This window comes from Leuconostoc sp. LN180020 (assembly GCF_014844115.1).
Taxonomy (GTDB): domain Bacteria; phylum Bacillota; class Bacilli; order Lactobacillales; family Lactobacillaceae; genus Leuconostoc; species Leuconostoc citreum.
This window is the reverse complement of sequence record NZ_CP039736.1, coordinates 582,748-607,500: the sequence shown is the minus strand read 5'-3', so window position 1 is coordinate 607,500 and position 24,753 is coordinate 582,748. Positions and strand designations below refer to the sequence as shown.

Below are 24,753 nucleotides of genomic sequence, written 5' to 3'. Positions count from 1 at the left end.
CCGGCAGTCTCGCTAGAGTGCCCAACTGAATGCTGGCAACTAACAATAAGGGTTGCGCTCGTTGCGGGACTTAACCCAACATCTCACGACACGAGCTGACGACGACCATGCACCACCTGTCACTTTGTCTCCGAAGAGAACACTTCTATCTCTAAAAGCTTCAAAGGATGTCAAGACCTGGTAAGGTTCTTCGCGTTGCTTCGAATTAAACCACATGCTCCACCGCTTGTGCGGGTCCCCGTCAATTCCTTTGAGTTTCAACCTTGCGGTCGTACTCCCCAGGCGGAATACTTAATGCGTTAGCTTCGGCACTAAGAGGCGGAAACCTCCTAACACCTAGTATTCATCGTTTACGGTGTGGACTACCAGGGTATCTAATCCTGTTTGCTACCCACACTTTCGAGCCTCAACGTCAGTTGTTGTCCAGTAAGCCGCCTTCGCCACTGGTGTTCTTCCATATATCTACGCATTCCACCGCTACACATGGAGTTCCACTTACCTCTACAACACTCAAGTTAACCAGTTTCCAATGCCATTCCGGAGTTGAGCTCCGGGCTTTCACATCAGACTTAATCAACCGTCTGCGCTCGCTTTACGCCCAATAAATCCGGATAACGCTCGGGACATACGTATTACCGCGGCTGCTGGCACGTATTTAGCCGTCCCTTTCTGGTATGGTACCGTCAAACTAAAATCATTCCCTATTTTAGCATTTCTTCCCATACAACAGTGCTTTACGACCCGAAAGCCTTCATCACACACGCGGCGTTGCTCCATCAGGCTTGCGCCCATTGTGGAAGATTCCCTACTGCAGCCTCCCGTAGGAGTTTGGGCCGTGTCTCAGTCCCAATGTGGCCGATCAGTCTCTCAACTCGGCTATGCATCATCGTCTTGGTAAGCCTTTACCCCACCAACTAACTAATGCACCGCGGATCCATCTCTAGGTGACGCCGTAGCGCCTTTTAACTTGATATCATGCGATACTAAGTTTTATTCGGTATTAGCATCTGTTTCCAAATGTTATCCCCAGCCTTGAGGCAGGTTATCCACGTGTTACTCACCCGTTCGCCACTCGCTTGAAAGGTGCAAGCACCTCTCGCTGCGCGTTCGACTTGCATGTATTAGGCACGCCGCCAGCGTTCATCCTGAGCCAGGATCAAACTCTCAATTTAAATGAATTTAAATTCATTGTTTGAAGATGTACTCTTCGATTAAACTGACTAATTGCTATATCTCTATAACGACTATCCGTTTATTGTTTGTTACGAATTGACTTCGCAAATTTGTTTTTGTTATTACTGCTAATAACTAGTCACAGATTCGTTTGTTCAAAGTTTTGTTCAGTTTTCAATGTGCTACTTGTTGTCGCTGAGACAACTATATTATCTTATCAGCTTTCGCTGCCGTTGTCAACACTTTATTTCGTCGCTTACTTTCGCTCGCGTCGCTTTCGCTTTTTGACAACTTTATTACTATACTTTATTCTTCTCGCTTTGTCAACTACTTGCTCGCGTTCTTTTTCACTCGCTCACACCGTTGCTCTCTTTCGCTCTTAAGAACATATACTAATATACCAACCTTTTCCCCCCTCGTCAACTACTTCCTTTACTTTGTTTTTACTCTTCGTTTTATCTTCCTTATCCTCTTGATTTTCCCTTGCCTCGTTCGCTTTCTGCCTGTGAATTTAGCAAAAAAGCGCACAACGTTCTTTTTTATTCTCAAAATAAATTAAGTGCCTTAATGCGATTTGCTGCTTCGACTAATCTGTCTTCGGTAATAGTTAACCCAACACGGACATAACCTTCACCGGCATCCCCAAATCCAGAAGCATCTGCTACAGCAACACTCGCTCGATTCAATAACAACTCAGCAAATTGTGCCGATGTATATCCTTTCGGTACCGGCATCAAAACATAGAACGCCCCTTTTGGTACATACGGCTCCCAATTAAAGCTACGTACAGCATTAATGAATGCGTTTCGACGTGATTCATAAACTGCCTGTAATTGTCCTACGGCATCTGTCCGTTGCTTACGCTGAGCTAATGCCGCAATCGCCGCATCCTGAATTGCTGGAAAAATAGAAACAAACAGATGGTCTTGAATCAAGTTGAGCGCAGCAATCATATCAGCATTGCCAACTGCAAAACCAACACGCCAACCAGCCATATTGAACGTCTTGGAAAAAGTATAGGTCTCAATACCGACACTTTTGGCGCCTGCTGTTTGTAAAAATGACAGTGGCTGGTTACCATCAAAGCCAATTGCCCCATAAGCAAAGTCGGACACAATACCGACTTGATGTTCCTCAGCAAAAGCAACTGTATCTTTATAAAATTGTGCTGTAGCGACTGCCCCAGTTGGATTATTGGGGTAATTCATATATAAGAATTTTGCCTGTTGAGAAACATCATTGGGAATGGCTTGATAATCAATCAAAAAATCGTTAGCTTCTTTAAGCGGTATACGCGTCACATTGACCTGACCTAACACAGCGCCTGATAAGTAATCAGGATAACCTGGGTTTGGTAATAGCAATGTTTCGCCTGGATTCATTAAAGCCAAGGGTAGTTCTACTAAACCAATCTTACTACCTGCTAAAATAGCTACTTCGCTATTTGGATCCAGTGTGACACCATATTCAGTACGATAAAAATCTGCAATTGCTTCTTTAAAGCGCATTTCACCACGGAACGGTGAGTATTTATGGTCAGCTGATCGCCCTGTTGCCTCTTGCATCGCTTTAACAATATAATCGGGTGTTGGCATATCCGGATTGCCTTGCCCTAAATTGATAACATCTTCACCCGCTGCAACCTTAGTATTAACTTTGGCAACAAGCGACGCAAAAAACTGTTCTGGTAGTTGTTTTAATAAATTTGACTCTGAAAAATGCATGCTTGTTCTCCTAATGATATAACGTTGGTCGGCGATCATTGAACACAGGTATTTCGCCACGAATTGCCTGTTCTTGACTAATATCAATGGTACGAATTAACAATGCTTCTTGCGTATCGGATGCTTGCCCAACAATATGGCCTAAGGGATCGATGATTAATGAACGACCGCCAAAAATATTGTCATCATCATGCCCGACACGGTTTGCTGCAATAACAAATGCTTGGTTTTCAATGGCACGTGCCTGCAGCAAAATTTGCCATTGCGCAATGCGTTGAATAGGCCATTCAGCCACGATATACAGTATTTCTTGTGGGCCAACTGCCATCATTGTTCGCAGCCATTCTGGAAAGCGGATATCATAACAAATCGCACCTGCAGATGGGATACCAGCCAAGGTGAAGACATTAGTAGTACGTCCGGCTGAAATAAATTTTTCCTCCGCCATTAAACCAAAAAGATGTAACTTATTATAGGTTGATACCTGATGCCCATTTTTATCGTAGACAAACATTGTGTTATAAAACGCATCTTGCTGACGTGTGGCAACAGAGCCACCAATAATGTTGATATGATATTGGCGTGCTAATTGGCTTAACAAGTCTTGCGTTTTGACACCCTCTTCGTCTGCTAAGTTAACAAGTTGTTCTAAGGCATAACCGGTACGCCACATTTCTGGATAAATCAAAACATCCACACCAGCTTCTCCGGCCTTTTGTGCGTACTGCGCCACTGTCAACTGATTAATGTCTGGCTGAGCTAAAGCAATATCTATCTGAGCAATCGCCACTGTCAATTTCATAGCACACACTCCTTATGAGCTATTTTGCAACAAATGAGATTTTTTGTCAATATTTTATCATCTTAAACTCATTTTAAAATAAAAAACGCCTACTGGCGTTTAAGGGAATTTTGGAAACTGGTCAAAATCAGGTTGTCGCTTTTCTTTGAACGAATCGCGCCCCTCTTTTGCTTCGTCAGTTGTGTAATAAAGCATCGTTGCATCACCGGCAAATTGTTGTAACCCAGCTAGCCCGTCTGTATCGGCATTCATGGCTGCCTTAATAAAGCGCAACGCTGTCGGTGATTTGGTTAACATTTCATCAGCCCAAGCTATTGTTGCTGTTTCAACTTCGGCCAATGGGACAACTTTGTTAATCCAATTCATTTGATAAGCTTCGTCAGCACTGTACACGTGATTCAAGAACCAGACTTCTTTTGCACGCTTATGTCCAACGACACGAGCCAAATAACCCGAACCATAACCTGCATCGAATGAACCAACTTTTGGTCCTGTTTGCCCAAATTTAGCATTATCAGCGGCAATTGTTAAATCAGCAACTAATTGCAGGATGTTGCCACCACCAATTGACCAGCCTTTAACCATGGCGATTATTGGTTTAGGGATGACACGCATTAAGCGTTGTAGATCCAAAACATTTAAACGTGGAATGCCATCGGCACCAACATAACCACCATTCCCACGTACTTTCTGATTACCGCCAGATGAGAATGCTTGGTCTCCAGCACCTGTTAAAATAATAACCCCGATATGGGCGTCATCTCGTGATATAGTGAATGCATCAATCATTTCAGCAACCATACCAGGGGTAAATGCATTGTGCGTTGCGACATCGTTCATCGTGATTTTAGCAATTTTGCCAGGATTCTGGCCATCAGCATTGACTTCAAATAAAATTTCGTTGTACGCTTTGATAGCGTGCCATGTTGTCATAATATGTTATACTCCATTTCAGAAAGGGGATTTTTGTCCTATGAATATTATAGAACTTTTGGGTCTAAAAACCACATTAATATCAGCAGAAAAAACCATTGTCTCAGTATCTGTTTCAGATAAACTTATGCAACCATACGGCATCGTACATGGTGGTGTCAATGCACTCCTAGCAGAAACAGCAGCTTCTTTGGGAGCCAAAGCAACTTTACCACCAGAATATATTCCTGTTGGCGTAGATATTCAAACACACCATCTCAAAGCCGTGTCTGCCGGCCATCTTATCGCTACTGCAGAACCTATCAATATCGGTCATAGCATACAAGTTTGGTCAGTCACGATACACGAGCAAACAGCCAATATAGTAACAAGCTTTAGTACCGTCACAATTAAGTGTCAAAAAAACAACAAATAACACGAATTCTACGTGTTATTTTTTATTTGCCGTAAAAAAACGCGCAACCGCATTTTTCTTGGGATGAGCTGCATCATAAGCGGCTTGCAATCGTACTTCTTCCGGTGTCGGTGTCTCGTACGTTAGCATATCCAGTCGCTCATACTTAGGTCTGATTACCTGAACCGCCAACGTGTAGTTTGGTGCAATTGGGTTACTTAAATAATTCACACCAGTGACTGCACGTTCAAGTCGCAAATCTGGTGCTGGTACTAAATTAACATCCTCACTGATTGTTGCCAAACTCCCCTTAAATTGACTTTGATAATACAATGCGGCGTAACTAGATATCGGCCCATAACCAATAAATTCGACGCGTCGTGCATGTACTTGTTTACGTGCTTGTTTAATAGCCATTGTCACTGCTTGCTCATCTTGTCGATAATAACGTGCATTGATAGCACTACTAGCAATATATTGTACCGCTTGCTGTGTTTCTTTCACCCAATCAGACATATAATCAGTGACCTGATCTTCCGGCTCAGAGAAAATGACACGCAATGTTTTTGACGTGATTTTTGCTGGTATTTCAATATAACTATAAAGATTTGGCGCTATCCTTTGGTCATCATCACGTAAAATGCCCTTTTTTTGTGGTCGAATGGCAATATTGTGGAAAATAAAACTACCAACACCAGCCGACACCAAGTCAATGGTGTAGAAAGCATAGTTATTTGGGACTTTGATTACCACTTCATCTTTATTTTGACTTGTTGTCATCAAGGTTTGATACTGATCATCATAAAATGTCACCGTCAAATAAGCAAACATACGCTCACTATTATCGATGTGCTTAATAAATGCGTAGGTCTCACCACGCAATAACTGTGGTAAATCTGCAAGCCGTTGATTTTGACTGCTATGTTGTGATTGCCAAGAAACAATTGTGCGACCACTAGGCAAAAAGTAATTTTCATAATAAACATCATCACGTGCACGAAAATCAACCGTAGCGCCTTGTAATTCCAGCAATTGTGTTTGCGGCGTCCAATAAACTTGATATTGCATCTATTAGTTTGCCTCCTGCCGTAAATCATCACGTAGCTTAGTGAGTTCTGCCGTTATAAATGCAACCATCTCAGGTATTTTTGCTGTATGCGGTCCTTCGGCAATAACATGTGTTAGTGCCACATCACGTGTAGCCCAAAAGGTTAATAACTGCTGTAAGCTTTGTCCATCATATTCATCTTGTGACATCGTAAATAATGACACTGGAATTTTTGACCAGTCGACATTTTGTATGTGTTCCCAAAGAATTTGATTTAGCGCTTCAGTATCATCTAGGGCCATCCGCCCAGCTAAATAGCGACGCAAATCTAACGTCCAATCTTGATTAAATTCCCTAGGAAACTCTGGATTGGCGGTCATGGTGCCAATATTGATAATCGGTTTAGCAATAACGATTGCACCAGGTTTAATGTCAGCAGCATAGTATATTGCTGGCAAACTCCCCATGGAATAACCTGTCAAAATAACCTCTTGAGCAGATAGGTGCAACGCCGCCATAGCTTGATGGATAATTTCAACGACTCTCTCTTCATAATGTTTTGTACCAATTTCAAACGCACCACCTTGAGTTCTTGTGTCAGTAAATAACAAAAACGGTGTGCCTAGTTCTCGCATTGGTCCTAACATCTCAAAGCCATCCACATGCAAACGCAAGCCTGAGAAATTAACAATCAGGGGGCCTTTGCGATCACCAGGATTGAAGTAACTCATAATTTCTTCGTTCTCTTCTGTCAGTTCCCAATGATCACCAGGTAACAGCAACCCAAAGCCATGCCTACTCTGACGTTGATGCAATACATGTAAGTCCAGTCCGCCATTACCACGTGCATAAACTAACACTTGATAATCTTGATAATCTGATACATCCCCAATTGTGTTCAAACGGCGTAACGCATCCCCTGAAATTGTTTGTGTCGTTTGTATCTTGCCTTGATTAAAGAAAACAAATTCAAGTTGGACTTCTACAGTTCCGCTTTGTTCATAATCGAGCCAAACGTCATGAGCTTTTGCTATTGCAAAGTCAGTTGCATACGTTTTTAATTGGCCAATTTGTTGCCATTTTGTGCCAAAATCACCATTAAATTGTGCTGAAAAACGGCCCTCTCGCTTAAAATGCGTATTGTTAGGCGGCAGTGGGATAAATTGTGTTTCACTAAAGCGCGTTTGAAAACCAACTTGCCTAAGCTGTAAGTCAGTTAGAATACGCGAAATGATGGCTTCCGGCGCTTTTTCTGGCAAATGAAAAGCGCGTCGTTCATCTAAGATATGTTGAAAATCATCTGTGATGTCTTCGGCAAAATAAAGTGTTCTATATGCCGGCCATTCGCTAATCTGGCTAGATAATAACGTACTATCTAATATATTATCGGTAAGTAAGACATAAGTTTGCTCTAGCACATACGGGTCACGTTGTTGTGCCAAAAAGGTTGGTAAATCTAATACTGCCGTATAATGCCAGTCTATATGATTGTGATTAATCTTTGGCGTCCAATCGGTTGCACCAATTTGTAGCACTGAAATATCTGCCATGGCTCATTTACCTGATGCCTTTCGTTGCTTAATCTGATTAAAAACTTGCTGCCACTTAATCCACAACATGTCGTCTTGATAATTAGCCCCTATCGCCTGAGAGGTTTCTCTAACAGCCTGCTGATTGTACCGCCCTGTTAAATAAGATACTAGTATTTCTTGCAACTGATCTGACTTGTGAATGATTTGACCATTCTGATTTGGCTTCACGTACGGTGTTTCGATACGATTAATTTGTGGCACACCATGACTAATAGCCGCTGTTTGTAGAAACTGTTCTGGCGCTGGTGTTAAGTCCATTAACAGGCGTGCATTGCTGAGATAACGTAACCGACTAGCTTCATCTTGTTGTGATAAAAACTGATATCGTGCTTGATGGGCTTTTTGGCTGTGTTCATCAACTAGACCGTGCACATTAACAGCTTGTTGGCTATCCAAGAGAATCAGGTCATCAAACGCGCGATGATCCTGTGTTGTCTCAATTAAGAGTAACCATTTTGGATAGGCTAACATTAAGGCACGCATAGCATCAAACACTTCATTATCTATTTCAGGTGCATACCAGTATACTGTGATAATTGGCGCTGGTGTTTGGACAGGTAAGGCCGTCGTTGCATAAGGCGGAATAACTGCGACTGCTGTCTGCTCATCAAATTGTGAATTGATAGTCTCAAACTGTTGCTGGGTATCAACGACTGCAAAATCAACTGTACCAGAAATCTGGAGCAATAGTTCTTGTTCTAACTGCGGTACTGTACGTTGAGTTTGGTAACTTAAAATAATCGCCTGTTTAGGGGCAACTTTATTCACTAAAAAGATAGCTGTTTGACTTTGTGCTATGATCAAAGTATCTTCATCAGGCAAATCATGAACGTGATAAGCTACTACTTCAGCAATTAGTTCAGCCATATTTTTAAAAGTCGTTTGGGGTGTCCAAGATTGTTGGGTTGTGACTGCTCCTGTCAGACAATCTTCTTGGACGGCAACCGCGCCGCTGGGCGTTAAGTAATCTCGCCTCGTTGCCTGGCCATGATTATCAAGCGTTGTTGCACACGAAATAAAACCACGATCATCGAGGATTAATTCTTGCACGCGTTCACCCGCCTCAAACAAATCAATGCGATCGTAACGGGCATGCGCGACTTGATCAAGCCACACCGTTGCATAGTGCTTTTTTGCGACACGAACAACGACACGATCAGACATCTCAATAAATTCAGCGGCATCTGGCCAATCAATATCCATCAAGGCTATCGGACTATCATACTTCAATTGAACGCGTTGCAACACATCATAGGCAGACCATATTTGGGCAGATTCAATTTGGCCATGAAAAAGAATCTGTCGTAGATTTGGTAAATAGTCAACTACAACTAATGCGACTGCTTGTCCTTGTGACAGAAAAAGCTGCACTTGATGAACTGTGTCGTTGAATTCTGGCAAACGCCTCTGATAAGCGTGCCAATCAGGAATAATATGCAATGTCATCGTTCACCTCTCACGAATAGGGTACCTGCTTAAATAAGCTACCATTATTGCTTACTATTATACCAAATACGACGGATGACTTTTACCGATATCCTGTAACCTTTTAAGTGAGGGTTCGCACCAATGACCAATTGCTAACTTGACTGCCATTAAAATACAGCATGCGCTCATCTACTACTTGAAATTGATTTTTTTGATAGAAACTAACATTTCGTGGTGTATTGGTAATTAATGATAACGTTTTAGCACCATGTGCTTTAGCATATGGTATGACAAATGCTTCCAAAGTACGTGAGCCAATTTTTTGGCCTTGATGTACTGGATTTACGGCCAACAAATTCACATGCCAATTTGTTTGTGGCTTTTGTTGTGGCAATTTTTCTGCTTTATCTAACATCGTTAAAAATTTACCAAGTTGATTGCCTATAAAGTATGGCACCAATTGCCAGCCACCTGCTTGAATATATTGCCACATATTGGCCGACGGCATGCGCTCGTTATCTAGCACTACAACCGACAAAATTTGTTGCCCGTCCTCTAAAACAAAAACTTTATTTTTTGCAATACTTGCCGCTAAATGCACATCGTGTAATCGTTTTAAAAACTGATGAAAATCTGCCGCTTGTTTAAATGTCTGACCAATTGTTTGTTGATACAGGTCATAATCTTTAAACGCATCTGCTACTAATTGGGACAAGTATTTTACTTCAGGTTGTACAGCTAATCGAAAGTTCATGTGTCACCCCTTTATAATTGAATTTATTAGATTATCACAAGTTTAACGTTATATTTGACGTGTTACAATGAACACATCTTTACTTTTTGTTGATTAAACAACATATCTAATGAAATTGAGGCCCTTTAGTCATGGATCGTAGACAAAATAAAACACAAGCACAAATTAAAGCCGTTTTCGTTACCTTGCTGGCCGAAATGCCCATTGAAAAGATAACTGTTTCACGCATTGCTGACTTAGCTAACATTAATCGTGGCACATTCTATCGACATTATAAGGATGTCTATGATTTACACGACCAAGTTTTATCTGATTTAATGACTGCTATGACGCAAATCTTTAAAGCCACTTATCCTTCAGAATCTACTTACCACGATGATTTTAAAACGCTAAGTTATCTATTAGTCACTTATATTGAGCAACACAAATCAACTGTTGCTGTCTTGCTTAACCACCCGCAAGCAGGTGCCCAAGCATTCAGGCAAGTTAAAAGGGCCTTTATTCAAAAAGTATTGTTACTCGAAAAAGACCGCCCTAATAATATACCAAGTCTTGTTGAAATTGATTTTATTGTTTCTGGTATCATGGGGCTCGTCACGGATTACGTATCACAACAGTTAACCCTGACTGCCGATGAACTATATGAAGAGATTTACCGTCTCCTACAAAAGTTTTAAACTTGCCAGTGTTGATTTCCTATCAGCATGCTCATCCCCATACCACCAGCAACACATAACGTGGCAATACCCAACGCCGGTTGTGTGATGCGATTTAAACTATTCAATAATCGCGCAATCATAATGCCACCCGTAGCACCATAGGGATGACCATAAGCTAACGCGCCACCTAATGGATTTAATTGTTCATCGGTAATTTTTAACGCCGCTTGGCATAAAATACTTTGCACAGCAAAAGCCTCATTAAGCTCCACAACTGCAATATCAGACATAGTTAGTGCATATTTGTCTAATAACTTTTGTGTGGCAGCAATAGGACCCAGAATGAATTTTTCAGGCGCAATGCCTACGGTCGTATGCCCTAAATAATACCCCGCCATTGCTTCCCCTGTTTGACTTCCCGTCATCAGCACCGTTGCCGCACCATCATTAATCGGACAACTATTGCCCGCAGTCACCGTACCACCAGAACGAAACGCTGGCTTCAATTGGTGTAATTTACTAAGCGAGGTATCAAATCTCGGACACTGGTCTTGTGTGATATTGACTGACGCCTGACTAAAAGGAACAATTTCAGCATTGATTTGCTTATTTTCAAAAGCTTTTTTTGCTTTTTGATGGCTGTTGAACGCGTAATTATCCTGTTGCTCGCGTGAAATGTTATAACGTGAGCTCATATTTTCCGCCACAATACCCATGTCTAAGTCCAGTTGCCCTTCTGGTACCATTGGAAAGCGTTTGAGTGGCTCATTTGTTTCTCGATCAATTGTCACATAACTACGGGAAGTACTTTCGACGCCACCCGCAATGACTAATTTGGCATCCTGATTCAAGATAGCTTGGGCGCCGGAAGCAATAGCCACCAAACCAGAAGCACATTGCGCATCTATAGTATAAGCTGGTGTGCTCGAACCTATCCCAGCGGCTAAAGTTGCACGACGTGCAATATTTCCCCCTTGATTCGTGACATTGCCTAAAATGACTTGATCAACCTGCTTTAAACGATGTGTTGATAGCATGGCTACCTGCTGTTGTAACAAATTAGCAACAAGTGTCTCAGGCGACTGCTCTATGTATAAGCCATTGATTTTACCAATTGGGAGACGTTTTGCACTTAATATGCCTACTGGTGTTGTCAAGTTATTCATGTCCATTCTCCTGCCACGTATCGCAAGGCTAATTGCGTTCGTGAAATTTTTTGTTGCTTTGTTTTTGGGATCTCAGATACAAAAATGTATTGGCTTGGGCGTTTATAAGCTGGGGTCTGCTCTGCCATCACCATTTTTAGCTTATCTAAGGGCTTATTTGTGACCACCATAGCAACAATTTTCTCACCATAAGTGCTGTCTGGCACGCCAAAGACAACCGCTGCCGTTGTGATTGTTTGCAAAATGGTTTCAAGTTCACTAGGATAAATTTTATTGCCACCATGATTAATGACATCACTTGCGCGACCGTAAACAAGTAGCTGCTCATCTTGATAATCACCTACATCATCTGTCTCAACAAAGGTTATTTTTTGTGTTGATCCTAAATAGCCACTAAATAGATAGGGACTAGCAACTGTGATATGTTGGTTTGTAAATGTTAGTTCAACATCCGCAAACAGTCGGCCAACTTGGTTGACCTTTTTTCCGTGCATCAAGTTTTGAAAAGCAATTAAACTGGTCTCCGATGCCCCATACAATTCGTATAGTGCCTGTTGCGGGTATAAGCGATGCCAATCTCTGACTAATGACGGTGTCAATTCGCCACCGCAAGAAACAACCCCTTTAACCTGTGCATCATCTGCCCAACCACGATATTTTGCTGTCATGAAGGTTGGTACAGTGTAGACTAACGTTGCTGACGTCAATTGCTGCTGTTGCTGACGTGTATAGCAATAAAATGTTTTACCAAGATATAAGCTTAATAGTAAACTATGCAATCCGAGCGACGTAGCCATTGGACTCGTTGTCATCACCCCTGCATAGTCAGTCATTTCGAATGCTTTTTCACATTGTTTAAAACCAAGCTGCCAAGACAACCAGTCACGTTGATATAATTTAGGGGTTCCGGTTGTGCCCGAGGTCATACCTAAAAATAGCAAGTTTGAGCGAGTAATAGGCTTTTTTTTACTGACAGCGCAATCGTCTAGCCACTGCCAGTCTATTGCAGACAATAAAGTAGCTAGTTGTGGCGCCTCTCTTTGATTAACTACCACAGGTACGCAGCCTGCTTTATGAATGGCTAAAAACTGACTAATAAATGTGAGGTTACTTTGTGCAATTAAAACCACATATGGCGCATTGAATTGATGCGCCTTATAAACAGCTGCCACTTTATCTGCCAGTTCGCCATAATTGTATGCCCGCCCGTTATCTGCAATTGCCGTTTTGTTTTGATATTTTTGAACCAATTTTGCAAAATCAAAATCACGTGTCATATTTCCCCCTTAATATTTCCGAATAACCTAATGAAAAACGATGTTTCACGTGAAACATCGTTTTTTAAGCCATAAAAGTTATCTGCCCATCTTCAAAAGCAGCAATCCGAGCTAGACTTTCAACACGTATGCCAGCCTCGTCAAGTAATTGACGACCTTGTTGAAAAGCCTTTTCGATCAAAATACCAGCCCCAACGATTTCTGCATGGGCTTGTGTGACGATAGCTACTAACCCAGCAACAGCCTGTCCGTTAGCCAGGAAATCATCAATAATCAAAACGCGCTCCCCCGCTGTTAAAAAACGTTGATCGATCATAATATGATTTGTCGTTTGCTTTGTAAAAGAATAGACATCGGCAGTCCATACGCCGTCTGGTAATGTTAGCGATTTGTTTTTTCTAGCAAATACCACGGGCACATGCAAAGCTAAGCCGGTCATTACCGCTGGTGCAATACCTGAGGATTCAACTGTTAAAATCTTATCAATAGCAACATTACGGAAAATCCTTGCAAATTCATCCCCTATTTTCTGCATTAACTCAGGGTCGATTTGATGATTCAAAAAGGTATCAACTTTCAAAATGTCCTTTCCCAAAATACGGCCATCTTGACGAATACGTTCTTCTAATAGTTTCATAATACTCCATTTTTATTTTCGAAAAAAACCATTTAATGCCAATAAAAGACTTACCAAGCCCATCAGTAAAACGGTGATTACAATAGATACCCACCAGCCTTCTTGAATATCAGCAAAGGGCAACCATTTCACATTTTCACCGTAAAAACCACTCACGATTGTTGGTACAGTTAGCACAATTGAATAAACAGTTAAGACTTTCATTGTCCAGTTTAAGTCACGATTACTTAGATTACCATAAGCGTCTGACACTGAATTAATAACAGCCATGGCCAAGTCTGCCATGTGCTCAGCCTGTCCCACTTCAACACGCACATCATCAATATGCTCCAGTTCAAAGGCTTGCATCTCTAGTCGATAATCCTGCTTAAAGGCATCTAGCATCACATGGTTATTAGCCAATGAATTTTGAATATAAATCATTTGCGTCTGTAAGCGCAACAAGTCATTCATTTGTTTTGTCGTACGTTTTTGATGACCAAATTGTGCTTGGATAACACGACGTTTACGATTAATTTCGGTGACTTGCTCAACATAACGTGTCATCAAAGAATAGAGACCAGTCATAATAAAATCAACGGCAGTGATTTCCTCATCCGTTGCACGCTTTTGCCGATTTTTTGGCGCCAACAAAACTGCCTGTACGTAATCTGTTACAGTATGCGAAAAAGTGTATAGATTATTATGAGCAAATAATATCCCAATTGGTCGCGTCTCAACAACATCTTCATGATAGGAAATGACATCTATCACCATCAATGATTCGTCTGCTTCTTCATCATATTCCATTCGCACAGCTTCATTATGATCGACGGCATAGCCGATAATCTCATTAGTGAGTCTGTGCTGCTCAACCAAGGTTAAATTATCATCTGGCGTCATGTTGGATACATGGTACCAAGTAAATTGATTAAATTGTTTAACTTTTTCTATCATCTCTATATGTCACATTTTCTGGTTTTGCTAATTTTGAATAACTGACAATCTTAAAGCCTTCACGCTCATAAAATCGGCGTGCAGCCTGGTTAACTAGCACAACTTTCAGTTCCAGCGGATGGTGCGCTTTTTGTCGTGCCCAAGATAATAACGCTGCCCCAATGCCTTGCCCATGCCAACCTACTTTGACAAAGAGCAAGTGCAAAAAACTATCCCATTCAGATAATGATGCAAAACCAACAATTTCATCATTTATCACAGCAACCCGAACAGTTTCTCCCTTACTGGCCCGCTGGAAATCTTCTAATTTTGGTTGTCGAAGCCATGAAAAATATTGCCGACGGGTTGTGAGATAAATTTGTGATAAAGCAACGACATCATCAGGCACCATATCACGCAATATCAAGTTGTTGATACCAGAAATAACCTTGTCTTGATTGTTTCCCATAATTATCTACCTACTAAATGGTCAAATTGTTCAATACATTAAAGTTTATTATAGCAGTTTTGAACTATTGAAGCGTTCTTGAGACTAAATTATTTATTAAATATTTGTTTTTTGTAACATCACCATCTGCCAAATAACGTCAGCGTATCTCGCCTGTTTGTTAAATTGTGTTAGTAGCGCCCGCGTCTGTTTAGGATAATCTGTAATATACCCCGTCACTCCGAGCGCATACGCGGTGGCAATATCAGATTTCTGATTCAAAGTCCAAACATAAAGTGCCTTGTGATAGTGTGTTACACGTTGCGACAAATTTGCGTTCGCATTTGAATACTCGATGGCGTAAAAACGACTAAACTTGGCCCCATCAATACTATTAACAACGGGAGATAACAGGCCCATAGGTTGATCCATATGTTCTGATAAGCGTTTAATTATATTTTGATTCAACGATTGTAATTGTGCATGATTTGCTTTCAAAGCCTGACCATAGCGATTTTGAAAGTCCAATAACGCTTGTGTCGTGATTGTATCACTGATTTTTAATTCAACTAAAAGTTTTTGATGTAATTGATTAGCACGCGAAATATAATCATTAAATGAGGTTACCCTGAGTGTTTGACCTTTTGTGCGGTAACGAATTGTTTTCAATGTCTGCCACGAAGTCTCATCTATCTTGTAGCTTTTGCCATCAGTAGCCTTAATATCACCATCGTGACTTAATACATAGACCCCATCACGCGTTGGCTGAATATCAATTTCAACAAAATCAGGCTTTGTTTGTGCCACTTGTGTCAGTGTCGCAAGCGTATTTGGTGCTTGTTTTTCTGAAGCTATTCCTTTATGAGCTATGACAAGTGTATTTTTATTTGGTTCTCTAACAAATTTTCCAGACAAAAAACTACTAAAAATACCAATTATCATTAATATACCCAAATAACTCACACCCATTAATAAACTTTTAGTTGATTTCGATTGTGTTTCGGGTTTAACCAATGCTGTGTAGAATAAGTAACATTGACTTGTCACAATGTAAAAATAACCAATGCCAATAGCAATGAGAGCGTTGGCTATCCAACGTTTTTGTTCGCCCACTAGGAATTGATCCAAACCTTTTTGTATCAAAAATAGCACAATTATGACAAGTGCAATGCACCCCAGCAATTTTATGCCAAAATACAATACAGACCTATTTTGCTGGCGTGTTTCCTGCCAACTTTGCTTGATATTTTTCTTCATCCCTTGTGCTGTCGTGATGGCAAAATAAGCGACTAAATGTAAGCGAAAAGCTAGCCATAATAAAATCAAATAACTAACAACCGATAGACACCAAATTATTGGATTTTGAATCACATCAATAAATGTTTTTGGCATTGTCAAATAATAAGCCACTGGGAATTTAAAGCCAATTTGTGTTAACGGCACGCTCAATAGCAACATCAGTAGCACACTCAAATGTATTTGGCCAGATTTCAATGCCTTAATATAATACCGCCGATTTAACTGATGCCAAGAGAGCAACATGATTGTCACAGCTAACGTCACTAATAAACCCCAAATAACTAGATAACCGACCAGCGTGATGGTATATGTACGCCAATTTTGTGCCATAAAATGGCCTAATTTTTGCAAACTACCTGTCGCAATGTCATAAGCTGGTGGTTGAAATGACTGTAGTGTGTCAACAATCTTTGCTGTTAGCATATTAAACAAAAATAACAAACTAGCGGTCAATAGCAGTAGCTGGCCATGATTCAATCTCTCTTTTATCATTCTACACACTCCAAATTTATGATTATTAGGTTAGCATACCACGTTTACACGGTGTCGTCTTTAGAATAATAAAAAGCCATGTTACTGATTTCGTAACATGGCTTTTTATTATTCTTATAATTAACGCTTAGCACTACGCTTTGCTTTTTTAATTTTACGTTTCATATCGCGTTCTTTTTGCGCCGCTAATTCACGTTCACGACGAATCTTAAATGGATTCTGTAAGAAGAACGTTTGAATTGTTTGGAATAAGTTTCCGACAACCCAGTAAAGTGACAAAGCACTTGGTACAGCCATCGCTGAGAAGAAGATAACAACTGGAAAAATATATGGCATCGCTTTTGTCATACCATTTTGTTCCGGTGTTGATTGCATTGACAGCCAAGATGAAGCAAAAGTAAAGACTGCAGCCAGCACTGGCAACACATAATAAGGGTCATGACTACCTAATTGTAACCATAAAAACTTACCAGATTTTAAAACTGGTGAATTATAAATTGATTGATACAAAGCAAACAATACTGGCATTTGGACAATTAATGGCAACATTGAAGCAAACGGATTAACACCCTCTTTTTTATAGAGTGCTTGTTGTTCAGCCACCATTAATTGACGACTTTCAGTATCTTTTCCAGGATACTTGGCTTGCAAGGCTTTTAATGCTGGTTGCACAACTTGCATCTTCATCATTGATTGAATCTGATAAACCATTAATGGCAAAATCAAGAAACGAATCAGAATTGTGAAAACAATAATGCCTAATCCATAATTATTGCCAAACCATGCTGAGGTGCCTAATATTGACGACGTAAAAGCAGCCACAATGGCACTCCAAAAGCTATTAGAAGCAACATGCCCTTTAAATGTTAAACTAGCAACAATAATAATGGCCAACGCAATAATCGCAAGAATAATTGGTAATGGGCCAATCCTTTTTAAAATGTTCTCAAAACGTTTCATTTATCTTCTACTTTCAATATATCAGCTAACTTTAGCACATGGATAATCTGTTCTTTAATAAATTTTTGGCTTTGCTTAGCAACAGCCGGCCGTGCGATGACTAGTAAGTCGATATCGTGCGGTAAATCCGACTTCAATTCTAAAATACTTTGTCTGATTCGCCTTTTAACCCACACACGATCATGTGCTTTACCAACTTTTTTGCTGACCGAAAGCCCCAAACGGAAATGCTTTTGCTCGGGCTTATCAATGTGGTATACAATAAAATATTTGTTGGCTACTGACTGATGTTTATTGAAAACGATTTGAAAATCAGCAGGCTTTTTAATTCGAAAAGTTTTTCTCATTAGTTCTGGACTCTCTTGCAGGATATGTACGCGGTTATAGCCGCATGAAACTCAGTGACACGCTGTGCTTTTAGAGAAAAATCAGACGTATCGAAATAAAAAAGCCACTGCTTAGCAGCGACCTTGTTAGGCTGATAGAACCTTGCGGCCCTTTGCACGACGGCGAGCCAAAACTTTACGACCGTTGCTCGTGCTCATACGCTTACGGAATCCGTGTACGCGTTCACGATGGCGTTTCTTTGGTTGGTATGTACGCTTCATGTGTGTTCACCTCCATTCGCGATTTTTACCTGCAAAAACTTTGCAATTCGAGTTTAATCATAACATGTATTAATACCATTGGCAAGCTAATCTCAACAAATCTACGTATTGTTCTTGCTGAGATGAGACTGACACTTAAATTTTACGTTAATCTGGCATAAAATACAATAAAAAACCCAACCATAAGGGCTAGGCTTTGAGTAAATTATAATGAGACGTTATGGTGAACAGTTTGTACATCTTCATCGGATTCAAGTACATCAACTAACTTCTCAAAGGTTGCTAAGTCATCTCCTTCAAGGGTCACTTCTGCTTGTGGTAACATTGTGATTTCAGTCGTTGAAAATTCTGAAACACCACTTTGTCTTAATGCGCCAATGGCTTTATGTAAATCACTTGGTTCTGTGTATACGACAACCTGATCATCTTGTTGCTCGGCATCACGTACGTCTACTTCGGCGTCTAGTAGCGTTTCCAATACGTCATCGGCATCATCCCCTGCAAAAACAATCACGCCAGTTTCATCAAATAGATAACTGACTGATCCGGCAGCCCCATACGTTCCACCATTTTTGTTAAAAGCAGTGCGTACGTTTGTTGCTGTCCGGTTAACATTAGATGTTAATGTATCAACAATGATCAATGAGCCATTAGGTCCAAATCCTTCATAACGGCCGGTAATAAAAGTTTCGTCCCCGGAACCACTGGCCTTCTCTAAAGCACGTTCGATAACATGTTTTGGTACCTGTGCTTGCTTAGCACGATCAATGACAAACTTTAAAGTTGAGTTTGCTTCTGGATCAACACTACCACCTTGTTTGGCAGCAGCATAAATTTCAATACCGTACTTACTATTCACTTTAGCGGCAGCCCCATCGGTCTGCGCTTTCTTCATTTTGATATTTTCCCACTTGCGTCCCATGGTTCACCTCATTAAATTTGTTTATTTTCTTATTATAATGTTTCTTTGCCGTTTTGCATTAAAAAAATCACTCATTTTAATAGTAATTAAACGCAATTCACTTAATAATTCGATACTGTCCTGGTTGCAAATCTGCCAAATGATAATCACCAATATGCGTTCGAATTAATCTTAAAGTTGGTATACCAACTGCAGCTGTCATCCGTCGAACTTGGCGATTACGACCTTCTTTTATTTTTAACTGAATAAAACTCGTTGGTTGATTTTGCCGTGTGCGAATTGGTTTTTCCCGCGCCCATAACCACTTAGGATATGGTATCCGTTTTACTTTCGCTGGTAATGTTAAGCCATCCTTAAGGTCGACACCCTGCTCAAGCTGTTTAAGTTGCGCTTTGGTGGGGATTCCTTCGACTTGTACAACATAAGTTTTGTAAGCTTTATTATCTGGATCAGTCAATGCATGGTTCAAATGCCCTTGATCTGTCAACAACAAAAGCCCCTCACTATCCATGTCCAAACGCCCAGCAGCATATACACGTGGTATATCAATATAGTCTGCTAAGGTTGCACGGCCTTCAGTGTCGGTAAACTTCGTTAAAACATTATAGGGTTTGTTAAACAATACAATCATACGCCCCATTATAACAAATATTGTGGTATTAAAAACATTAAAATTTAAGCACCTTAAGATTTTCTTTACAATTCACAATGTTATCCAAAAACAACCACAACCCTGTGTAACAACAAGGTTCTTTCATTTTTTACCCACAAGGCTATTTGGCACTTATCCACATATCCACAACTTGTGATTACAAAATTGTGGATAATGTTCATAACAAACCTCAAATATTGTCCTTACCCACTTTAGCGTGTGCACAACATTGTTTCTTTGTGGATAACTCGCACATTTGTTCGTGTTTCTATCCACATTCTGTTTATTTCTGTGTCCACAGTTGTTGATATTCTATAAAGTTGTCCTTCACCTGTGGAAAACTAATTTTCTTACTGTTATAATTATCTTTGCTACTTCTTCTTTAATTATAGAAAAGTTGATTCGTGTGTCATGACCGACATATCGTCGTTATTTTTGTGCGCACATGATTTATTAGGAGAGATATTCGTGACCAAACCAATTACAAAAGAGGAACTATGGAATCAAATTAAAGCTAAATTCTATCAGGAAATTGGCCCCGTTTCTTTTGATACCTATATAGAACCGTTAATACCAATAACCTTAACTGAATCCAGCATTATTTTAGAAGTCCCTGCTGATGAAAGTACTGATATCATCGATAATTGGAATAAATCTTATGCCATGAGTTTTGTTCAATACGCGATGGAGATTGCTGAAGGTTTTATTAAGCCTGAGTTACGCGTAGCAGACATTTTACCAAAAACCATGCCACTGACTTCTGAAAACTTGACCTTCACACGCGAATCTGATCTCAACGAAAATTTCACATTTGATAAATTTGTTGTTGGCACTGGTAATGAGAATGCTTATGCTATCGCTCGTGCCGTTGCCGAAGATCCTGGCCGTGTTTATAATCCGTATCTTATTTATGGTGGTGTCGGTTTAGGCAAAACACATCTGATGCAAGCTATCGGCAATGCTTATTCTAAAACGACGCCTTCTGCTCGTATTAAGTATGCAACAGCAGAGGATTTTCTTAATGACTTCACTGAATCATTACGTGCTGGTGAAGGTGCAACGGCGGCTTTTAAGAAAGAATATCGTACCGTTGATTTGTTATTAATTGATGATATTCAATTTTGGTCGGGCAAAGAAAAGGTGCAAGAAGAATTTTTTAATACCTTTAATGTGCTCACTAAAACAGGCAAACAAATTATTATGACCTCTGATAAATTACCAACTGAAATTGTTGATTTGCAATCACGTCTAACATCACGTTTTGAGGCAGGCATCTCGATGGATATCCAAAAGCCTGATTTACCAACACGTGTCGCCATTTTAAAAAACCTCGCCGAGACAGATGGTCTAACGATTCCAAATGATGTCTTAGAATTGATTGCTGATAAAATTGATTCAAATATTAGAACATTAGAAGGGACGTTCCATCGGTTTGAAGCCATGTTGCGTTTCAGAAATAAGCCGGCAACCAAAGAGACTGCACAACAAATTTTAGGTGACTTAAATATTAATCAAGGCTTTAAAATTACGGTGGAGCGTATTCAACAAGTTGTAGCGGACTATTACATGCAAACAATTGATGACTTAAAAAGTACCAGCCGTAAAAAAGATTTAGTCACCGCACGACATGTTGCTATGTATCTGACACGAACATTGACCAATGAAAGTTTGCCTGATATTGGCCGCTCGTTTGGTGGCCGAGATCATTCATCAGTACTACACGCAACCAACAAGATAACTGAAAAGGCTGAATCAGATGCTCGGACAAAAGAGATGTTAGATGCCTTAACCGATGAAATAAAAAATGGTAAATAAGCCGTGTGAATAACTTTGTAAAAACAAAGCATTTTACACACAGTGTTGTGAACAAGCAGAATTAAGACAGCTGTTATACACAGCCGCTTATCCACAAGATAAACACCCCTTATTATTACTACTAGATCTTTTAATCTATTAATTACAAATAGGCATCGCCTTAGATACTAAAAAGGAGCATAAATATGCAATTCTCAATTAATCGTCAGGCTTTTATCAAATCACTCAATGATGTTGCACGTGCAATTTCATCACGCACAACAATTCCTATTTTGACAAATATCAAAATTGTGCTATCAGAAGACGAGCTCATTTTGACTGGCTCTAATAGTGATATTTCTATTGAGACACGCATTGAACAATCAGATACAACAGCCCAGCTTGTGATTAAAGAAAAGGGCGGCATTACATTACCAGCAACATTCTTTGCAAACATCGTTAAGAATTTACCAGCTGATGATTTAATGTTGGCTGTTGATGGCCTACGTGCAAATATCACTTCAGGAGCATCAGCATTTACAATTAATGGTCAGGATGTGCGTAACTATCCGCAATTACCTGAAATGGATGATGTGCAAAGTTTGAGTGTCTCGGCAGCACAGTTAATTGATATTATTTCGCAAACAAAAATATCAGCATCCACGCAAGAAAGTCGACCAATTTTGACAGGCATTCATTTAGCGCTTAATGGCAATGACGTCAAAGCTGTTACAACAGACTCACATCGTTTATCACAACGTATTGTCACGCTAACCGGCACAGAGGCACATGTCTCAGCTGATGTGATTATTCCAGCTAAATCATTCAACGAATTACAAAGTTTGCTAGAAGGGCAAGATCGTGTGGATATTAAATTATCTGCAAACCAAGCTGTTTTTGATTTAGGTCATACAACATTCTATTCTCGGTTACTAGAAGGTAATTACCCCGAAACTGACCGCTTAATTCCAACAGAGAGTACAACGGAACTTACCATGGATGCCGGTGCATTGCTTGGGGCCATTAACCGTGCGAGCCTACTGAGTCATGAAAGTCGTAACAACGTGGTACAACTCACTTTGAAAGCTGGTGTTGCGACATTAACAGGGACATCTCAAGAAGTTGGCCAAGTACAAGAAGAGTTGGTCACTAAGTCAGTTGCCGGAGAAGACTTAGAAATTTCATTTAATCCAGATTATGTTCGTGACGCACTCCGAGTATTTAGTGGTAAGCCTGTGGATGTTAAGTTCACAAGTAATTTGAGACCGTTTACATTAACGCCAGCTGAGGAAACTGATAATAAGCAGTTACAATTGATTACGCCAGTAAGAACTTTTTAATTGCTCATAGGCGTTTTAAATAATTTTATAGACAATCAAACACTTATGCTTAAAACGGCCTAAAATCGCTTAAAATCGATTTTAGGCCGTTTTTTAAAGCTATCAAGTTGAAAAAATGGTATAATACAAAGGTAACTAATATGACGAAAACTGTAAAAATTACAACTGAATATATCACACTCACACAATTACTAAAGGAAGAAAATATTATTTCTTCAGGCGGGCAAGCAAAATACTATCTTATGGATTTTCCTGTATTATTGAACGGCGAACAGGAGAACAGACGCGGTAAGAAGTTATATGATCACGATGAAATCATTGTCGGCGATGAAACTTTTATTATTGCACTAGCAGAAAATGCTGACGAATTAATTGTTGCTGCACAAGAAGAGAAGGCAGAGCGTGCAGCAGCAGCTAAAAAAACAGTGCGTGATGACCGTATTAAGGCTCAAAAAGCAGCAGCGGCTAAAGTACGTAAAGAGGCGCGTTTTGCTGAATTACGGCGTCAAAATCGGACGCGCTCAGGTGGCGTTGGTCGTCAAACTGCTACGGGTCGTAATAATAAAGGACCCAAAGGACCAGGTTCTTGGAACTCACATCACTAAAACTGGTTAATTATCGTAATTATGCCAATTTGGAGTTAGACTTTAGTCCCGGAGTGAATGTGTTTTTAGGTGAGAATGCGCAAGGCAAGACGAACTTGTTAGAAAGTATCTATGTCTTAGCTTTAGCGCGCTCTCATCGAACGAGTAGTGATAAAGACTTAATTAATTGGACAGCAAAAGAAACCACAATCAGCGGTCGTATTAAAAAAAACATTAGCGAAACACCTTTGTCTTTGCATTTTTCCAGTAAAGGCAAAAAAGCACGTGTCAATCATTTAGAGCAGTCCAAGTTATCTCAATATGTTGGACAATTAAATGTTATTTTATTTGCTCCTGAGGATTTAGAATTAGTAAAAGGGGCACCAAGCGTTCGTCGTCGCTTTATTGATATGGAATTCGGGCAAATGAATCCGCTGTATCTCTACAACATCACGCAGTATCGACGCATTTTGAAAGATAGGAACGCTTATCTAAAACGGTTGCAACTGAAACAAACTAAGGATACTGTGTTTCTGGATGTCTTAACCGATCAGCTTGTCTCAGTTGGAGCAGAAGTAATCTTGGCGCGGCAACTTTTTGTAAGGCGGTTGCAAGCAGCAGCTCAGCCTATTCATGCAGAAGTATCCAATCAGCGAGAACAATTAACACTGGTTTACCAGACAAGTATTGATTTTGAAGAGCATGCAGATTTAGAGCAAATCAAAGCAACCTTTGCAGCAACTTTAAATCGACAGCGGACACGTGAAGTGATGCAAGGTTCGACCGTAGTTGGACCTCATCGTGATGATTTACAGTTTATCGTTAATGAGAATGATGTGGCTGTTTTTGGCTCGCAAGGGCAACAACGGACAACAGCGTTGGCTATTAAATTAGCGGAGATAGATTTAATGGCACAAGAAACGGGCGAGTATCCAATTTTATTACTAGATGATGTCTTAAGCGAGCTAGATGCAAGCCGCCAAACACATCTTTTATTGGCCATTCAGGATAAGGTGCAAACCTTTATCACGGCGCCTTCTTTAAGTGATGTCGCACGGCAATTGATTCATACGCCTAAGGTGTTTCACGTGAAACAAGGAGAAATCACGTTAGAAGCAAAGCATACGTCGGAAAAGTAACAAGTACATAAAG

General features: G+C 40.2%; 24 protein-coding genes and 1 rRNA gene (1 of these 25 only partly in view). 6 read left to right on the top strand and 19 right to left on the bottom strand.

Annotated features, from left to right (window positions below; all coding sequences use genetic code 11):
• The 4 genes from FAZ25_RS03100 to menB all read right to left on the bottom strand — a co-directional run.
• Positions 1-1,172, bottom strand: a 16S ribosomal RNA gene (locus FAZ25_RS03100) (it extends 378 nt beyond the left edge of the window).
• Positions 1,173-1,718: 546 nt separating this feature from the next.
• Positions 1,719-2,897, bottom strand: a complete 1,179-nt coding sequence (locus FAZ25_RS03095; protein WP_040190700.1) for a pyridoxal phosphate-dependent aminotransferase — start codon at positions 2,895-2,897, stop codon at positions 1,719-1,721.
• A 10-nt stretch (positions 2,898-2,907) separates the two neighbouring features.
• The gene (locus tag FAZ25_RS03090) at positions 2,908-3,699 is read right to left on the bottom strand and encodes a carbon-nitrogen family hydrolase (RefSeq protein ID WP_004909553.1); all 792 of its coding nucleotides are present in this window, start codon (positions 3,697-3,699) and stop codon (positions 2,908-2,910) included.
• A gap of 99 nt (positions 3,700-3,798) precedes the next feature.
• Positions 3,799-4,632, bottom strand: coding sequence for a 1,4-dihydroxy-2-naphthoyl-CoA synthase (gene menB / locus FAZ25_RS03085; RefSeq protein ID WP_004903637.1), 834 nt, complete (start codon positions 4,630-4,632; stop codon positions 3,799-3,801).
• A gap of 40 nt (positions 4,633-4,672) precedes the next feature.
• Between menB and FAZ25_RS03080 the strand changes: the two genes are divergently transcribed.
• Entirely contained in the window at positions 4,673-5,047 is a 375-nt protein-coding gene (locus FAZ25_RS03080; protein WP_040190701.1) for a PaaI family thioesterase, read from the top strand.
• A gap of 15 nt (positions 5,048-5,062) precedes the next feature.
• Here the strand turns inward: FAZ25_RS03080 and asp3 are convergent, their stop codons facing one another.
• The 4 genes from asp3 to FAZ25_RS03060 all read right to left on the bottom strand — a co-directional run bounded on the left by asp3 (position 5,063) and on the right by FAZ25_RS03060 (position 9,848).
• Positions 5,063-6,094, bottom strand: coding sequence for an accessory Sec system protein Asp3 (asp3, locus tag FAZ25_RS03075; RefSeq protein ID WP_048801884.1), 1,032 nt, complete (start codon positions 6,092-6,094; stop codon positions 5,063-5,065).
• Between the two features lie 3 nt (positions 6,095-6,097).
• Positions 6,098-7,624 (bottom strand): accessory Sec system protein Asp2, encoded by a 1,527-nt coding sequence (gene asp2, locus FAZ25_RS03070; RefSeq protein WP_040190703.1) that lies wholly within the window; start codon positions 7,622-7,624, stop codon positions 6,098-6,100.
• A 3-nt stretch (positions 7,625-7,627) separates the two neighbouring features.
• Entirely contained in the window at positions 7,628-9,112 is a 1,485-nt protein-coding gene (asp1, locus tag FAZ25_RS03065; protein WP_048801883.1) for an accessory Sec system protein Asp1, read from the bottom strand.
• Positions 9,113-9,215: 103 nt separating this feature from the next.
• Entirely contained in the window at positions 9,216-9,848 is a 633-nt protein-coding gene (locus tag FAZ25_RS03060) for an N-acetyltransferase (RefSeq protein ID WP_048801882.1), read from the bottom strand.
• A 131-nt stretch (positions 9,849-9,979) separates the two neighbouring features.
• On the opposite strand from FAZ25_RS03060, the gene FAZ25_RS03055 reads away from it, so the two are divergent.
• Positions 9,980-10,525: a TetR/AcrR family transcriptional regulator gene (locus FAZ25_RS03055; protein ID WP_048801881.1), complete on the top strand. Its 546-nt coding sequence runs from the start codon at positions 9,980-9,982 to the stop codon at positions 10,523-10,525.
• On the opposite strand, the gene FAZ25_RS03050 is transcribed toward FAZ25_RS03055, so the two are convergent.
• From FAZ25_RS03050 to FAZ25_RS03000, 11 genes are all read right to left on the bottom strand, one after another.
• Positions 10,522-11,673, bottom strand: coding sequence for a thiolase family protein (locus FAZ25_RS03050; RefSeq protein WP_048801880.1), 1,152 nt, complete (start codon positions 11,671-11,673; stop codon positions 10,522-10,524). The genes FAZ25_RS03055 and FAZ25_RS03050 overlap by 4 nt on opposite strands.
• Entirely contained in the window at positions 11,670-12,950 is a 1,281-nt protein-coding gene (locus tag FAZ25_RS03045; protein ID WP_048801879.1) for a class I adenylate-forming enzyme family protein, read from the bottom strand. Before FAZ25_RS03045 ends, FAZ25_RS03050 begins: the two co-directional genes overlap by 4 nt.
• Positions 12,951-13,014: 64 nt before the next feature.
• Positions 13,015-13,587 (bottom strand): xanthine phosphoribosyltransferase, encoded by a 573-nt coding sequence (locus tag FAZ25_RS03040; protein ID WP_048801878.1) that lies wholly within the window; start codon positions 13,585-13,587, stop codon positions 13,015-13,017.
• Between the two features lie 12 nt (positions 13,588-13,599).
• The gene (locus tag FAZ25_RS03035) at positions 13,600-14,523 is read right to left on the bottom strand and encodes a magnesium transporter CorA family protein (RefSeq protein WP_004903656.1); all 924 of its coding nucleotides are present in this window, start codon (positions 14,521-14,523) and stop codon (positions 13,600-13,602) included.
• Positions 14,507-14,971: a GNAT family N-acetyltransferase gene (locus FAZ25_RS03030; protein ID WP_004903658.1), complete on the bottom strand. Its 465-nt coding sequence runs from the start codon at positions 14,969-14,971 to the stop codon at positions 14,507-14,509. Before FAZ25_RS03030 ends, FAZ25_RS03035 begins: the two co-directional genes overlap by 17 nt.
• A 96-nt stretch (positions 14,972-15,067) precedes the next feature.
• Complete coding sequence (locus FAZ25_RS03025) at positions 15,068-16,741, bottom strand: glycerophosphodiester phosphodiesterase family protein (protein ID WP_040190713.1); 1,674 nt, start codon at positions 16,739-16,741, stop codon at positions 15,068-15,070.
• A 120-nt stretch (positions 16,742-16,861) separates the two neighbouring features.
• Complete coding sequence (locus FAZ25_RS03020; protein ID WP_048801877.1) at positions 16,862-17,701, bottom strand: YidC/Oxa1 family membrane protein insertase; 840 nt, start codon at positions 17,699-17,701, stop codon at positions 16,862-16,864.
• Positions 17,698-18,048: a ribonuclease P protein component gene (rnpA, locus tag FAZ25_RS03015; protein WP_004902207.1), complete on the bottom strand. Its 351-nt coding sequence runs from the start codon at positions 18,046-18,048 to the stop codon at positions 17,698-17,700. Before rnpA ends, FAZ25_RS03020 begins: the two co-directional genes overlap by 4 nt.
• Positions 18,049-18,174: 126 nt before the next feature.
• A complete protein-coding gene (gene rpmH, locus FAZ25_RS03010; RefSeq protein ID WP_002816117.1) occupies positions 18,175-18,309 on the bottom strand; it encodes a 50S ribosomal protein L34 in 135 nt (44 codons plus the stop codon).
• A 205-nt stretch (positions 18,310-18,514) separates the two neighbouring features.
• Positions 18,515-19,231 carry a YebC/PmpR family DNA-binding transcriptional regulator gene (locus FAZ25_RS03005; RefSeq protein ID WP_004902218.1) on the bottom strand — a complete coding sequence of 239 codons (717 nt, stop codon included), beginning with the start codon at positions 19,229-19,231 and terminating at the stop codon, positions 18,515-18,517.
• 97 nt (positions 19,232-19,328) lie between these two features.
• Positions 19,329-19,862, bottom strand: coding sequence for an rRNA large subunit pseudouridine synthase E (locus tag FAZ25_RS03000; RefSeq protein WP_012305457.1), 534 nt, complete (start codon positions 19,860-19,862; stop codon positions 19,329-19,331).
• 489 nt (positions 19,863-20,351) lie between these two features.
• Between FAZ25_RS03000 and dnaA the strand changes: the two genes are divergently transcribed.
• From dnaA to recF, 4 genes are all read left to right on the top strand, one after another.
• Complete coding sequence (gene dnaA, locus FAZ25_RS02995) at positions 20,352-21,698, top strand: chromosomal replication initiator protein DnaA (RefSeq protein WP_004905133.1); 1,347 nt, start codon at positions 20,352-20,354, stop codon at positions 21,696-21,698.
• 185 nt (positions 21,699-21,883) lie between these two features.
• Positions 21,884-23,017 carry a DNA polymerase III subunit beta gene (gene dnaN, locus FAZ25_RS02990; protein ID WP_048801876.1) on the top strand — a complete coding sequence of 378 codons (1,134 nt, stop codon included), beginning with the start codon at positions 21,884-21,886 and terminating at the stop codon, positions 23,015-23,017.
• A gap of 140 nt (positions 23,018-23,157) precedes the next feature.
• Positions 23,158-23,622, top strand: coding sequence for a S4 domain-containing protein YaaA (gene yaaA / locus FAZ25_RS02985; RefSeq protein ID WP_004902231.1), 465 nt, complete (start codon positions 23,158-23,160; stop codon positions 23,620-23,622).
• Positions 23,604-24,740, top strand: coding sequence for a DNA replication/repair protein RecF (gene recF, locus FAZ25_RS02980; protein WP_004902234.1), 1,137 nt, complete (start codon positions 23,604-23,606; stop codon positions 24,738-24,740). The genes yaaA and recF overlap by 19 nt, the downstream gene beginning before the upstream one ends.
• Positions 24,741-24,753 lie beyond the last annotated feature (13 nt).

What these genes read in the sequence shown, in the direction of transcription:
- FAZ25_RS03095 (WP_040190700.1), bottom strand. Translation starts at nt 2,897, where the DNA reads ATGCATTTTTCAGAGTCAAATTTATTAAAACAACTACCAGAACAGTTT.
- FAZ25_RS03090 (WP_004909553.1), bottom strand. Translation starts at nt 3,699, where the DNA reads ATGAAATTGACAGTGGCGATTGCTCAGATAGATATTGCTTTAGCTCAG.
- menB (WP_004903637.1), bottom strand. Translation starts at nt 4,632, where the DNA reads ATGACAACATGGCACGCTATCAAAGCGTACAACGAAATTTTATTTGAA.
- FAZ25_RS03080 (WP_040190701.1), top strand. Translation starts at nt 4,673, where the DNA reads ATGAATATTATAGAACTTTTGGGTCTAAAAACCACATTAATATCAGCA.
- asp3 (WP_048801884.1), bottom strand. Translation starts at nt 6,094, where the DNA reads ATGCAATATCAAGTTTATTGGACGCCGCAAACACAATTGCTGGAATTA.
- asp2 (WP_040190703.1), bottom strand. Translation starts at nt 7,624, where the DNA reads ATGGCAGATATTTCAGTGCTACAAATTGGTGCAACCGATTGGACGCCA.
- asp1 (WP_048801883.1), bottom strand. Translation starts at nt 9,112, where the DNA reads ATGACATTGCATATTATTCCTGATTGGCACGCTTATCAGAGGCGTTTG.
- FAZ25_RS03060 (WP_048801882.1), bottom strand. Translation starts at nt 9,848, where the DNA reads ATGAACTTTCGATTAGCTGTACAACCTGAAGTAAAATACTTGTCCCAA.
- FAZ25_RS03055 (WP_048801881.1), top strand. Translation starts at nt 9,980, where the DNA reads ATGGATCGTAGACAAAATAAAACACAAGCACAAATTAAAGCCGTTTTC.
- FAZ25_RS03050 (WP_048801880.1), bottom strand. Translation starts at nt 11,673, where the DNA reads ATGAATAACTTGACAACACCAGTAGGCATATTAAGTGCAAAACGTCTC.
- FAZ25_RS03045 (WP_048801879.1), bottom strand. Translation starts at nt 12,950, where the DNA reads ATGACACGTGATTTTGATTTTGCAAAATTGGTTCAAAAATATCAAAAC.
- FAZ25_RS03040 (WP_048801878.1), bottom strand. Translation starts at nt 13,587, where the DNA reads ATGAAACTATTAGAAGAACGTATTCGTCAAGATGGCCGTATTTTGGGA.
- FAZ25_RS03035 (WP_004903656.1), bottom strand. Translation starts at nt 14,523, where the DNA reads ATGATAGAAAAAGTTAAACAATTTAATCAATTTACTTGGTACCATGTA.
- FAZ25_RS03030 (WP_004903658.1), bottom strand. Translation starts at nt 14,971, where the DNA reads ATGGGAAACAATCAAGACAAGGTTATTTCTGGTATCAACAACTTGATA.
- FAZ25_RS03025 (WP_040190713.1), bottom strand. Translation starts at nt 16,741, where the DNA reads ATGATAAAAGAGAGATTGAATCATGGCCAGCTACTGCTATTGACCGCT.
- FAZ25_RS03020 (WP_048801877.1), bottom strand. Translation starts at nt 17,701, where the DNA reads ATGAAACGTTTTGAGAACATTTTAAAAAGGATTGGCCCATTACCAATT.
- rnpA (WP_004902207.1), bottom strand. Translation starts at nt 18,048, where the DNA reads ATGAGAAAAACTTTTCGAATTAAAAAGCCTGCTGATTTTCAAATCGTT.
- rpmH (WP_002816117.1), bottom strand. Translation starts at nt 18,309, where the DNA reads ATGAAGCGTACATACCAACCAAAGAAACGCCATCGTGAACGCGTACAC.
- FAZ25_RS03005 (WP_004902218.1), bottom strand. Translation starts at nt 19,231, where the DNA reads ATGGGACGCAAGTGGGAAAATATCAAAATGAAGAAAGCGCAGACCGAT.
- FAZ25_RS03000 (WP_012305457.1), bottom strand. Translation starts at nt 19,862, where the DNA reads ATGATTGTATTGTTTAACAAACCCTATAATGTTTTAACGAAGTTTACC.
- dnaN (WP_048801876.1), top strand. Translation starts at nt 21,884, where the DNA reads ATGCAATTCTCAATTAATCGTCAGGCTTTTATCAAATCACTCAATGAT.
- yaaA (WP_004902231.1), top strand. Translation starts at nt 23,158, where the DNA reads ATGACGAAAACTGTAAAAATTACAACTGAATATATCACACTCACACAA.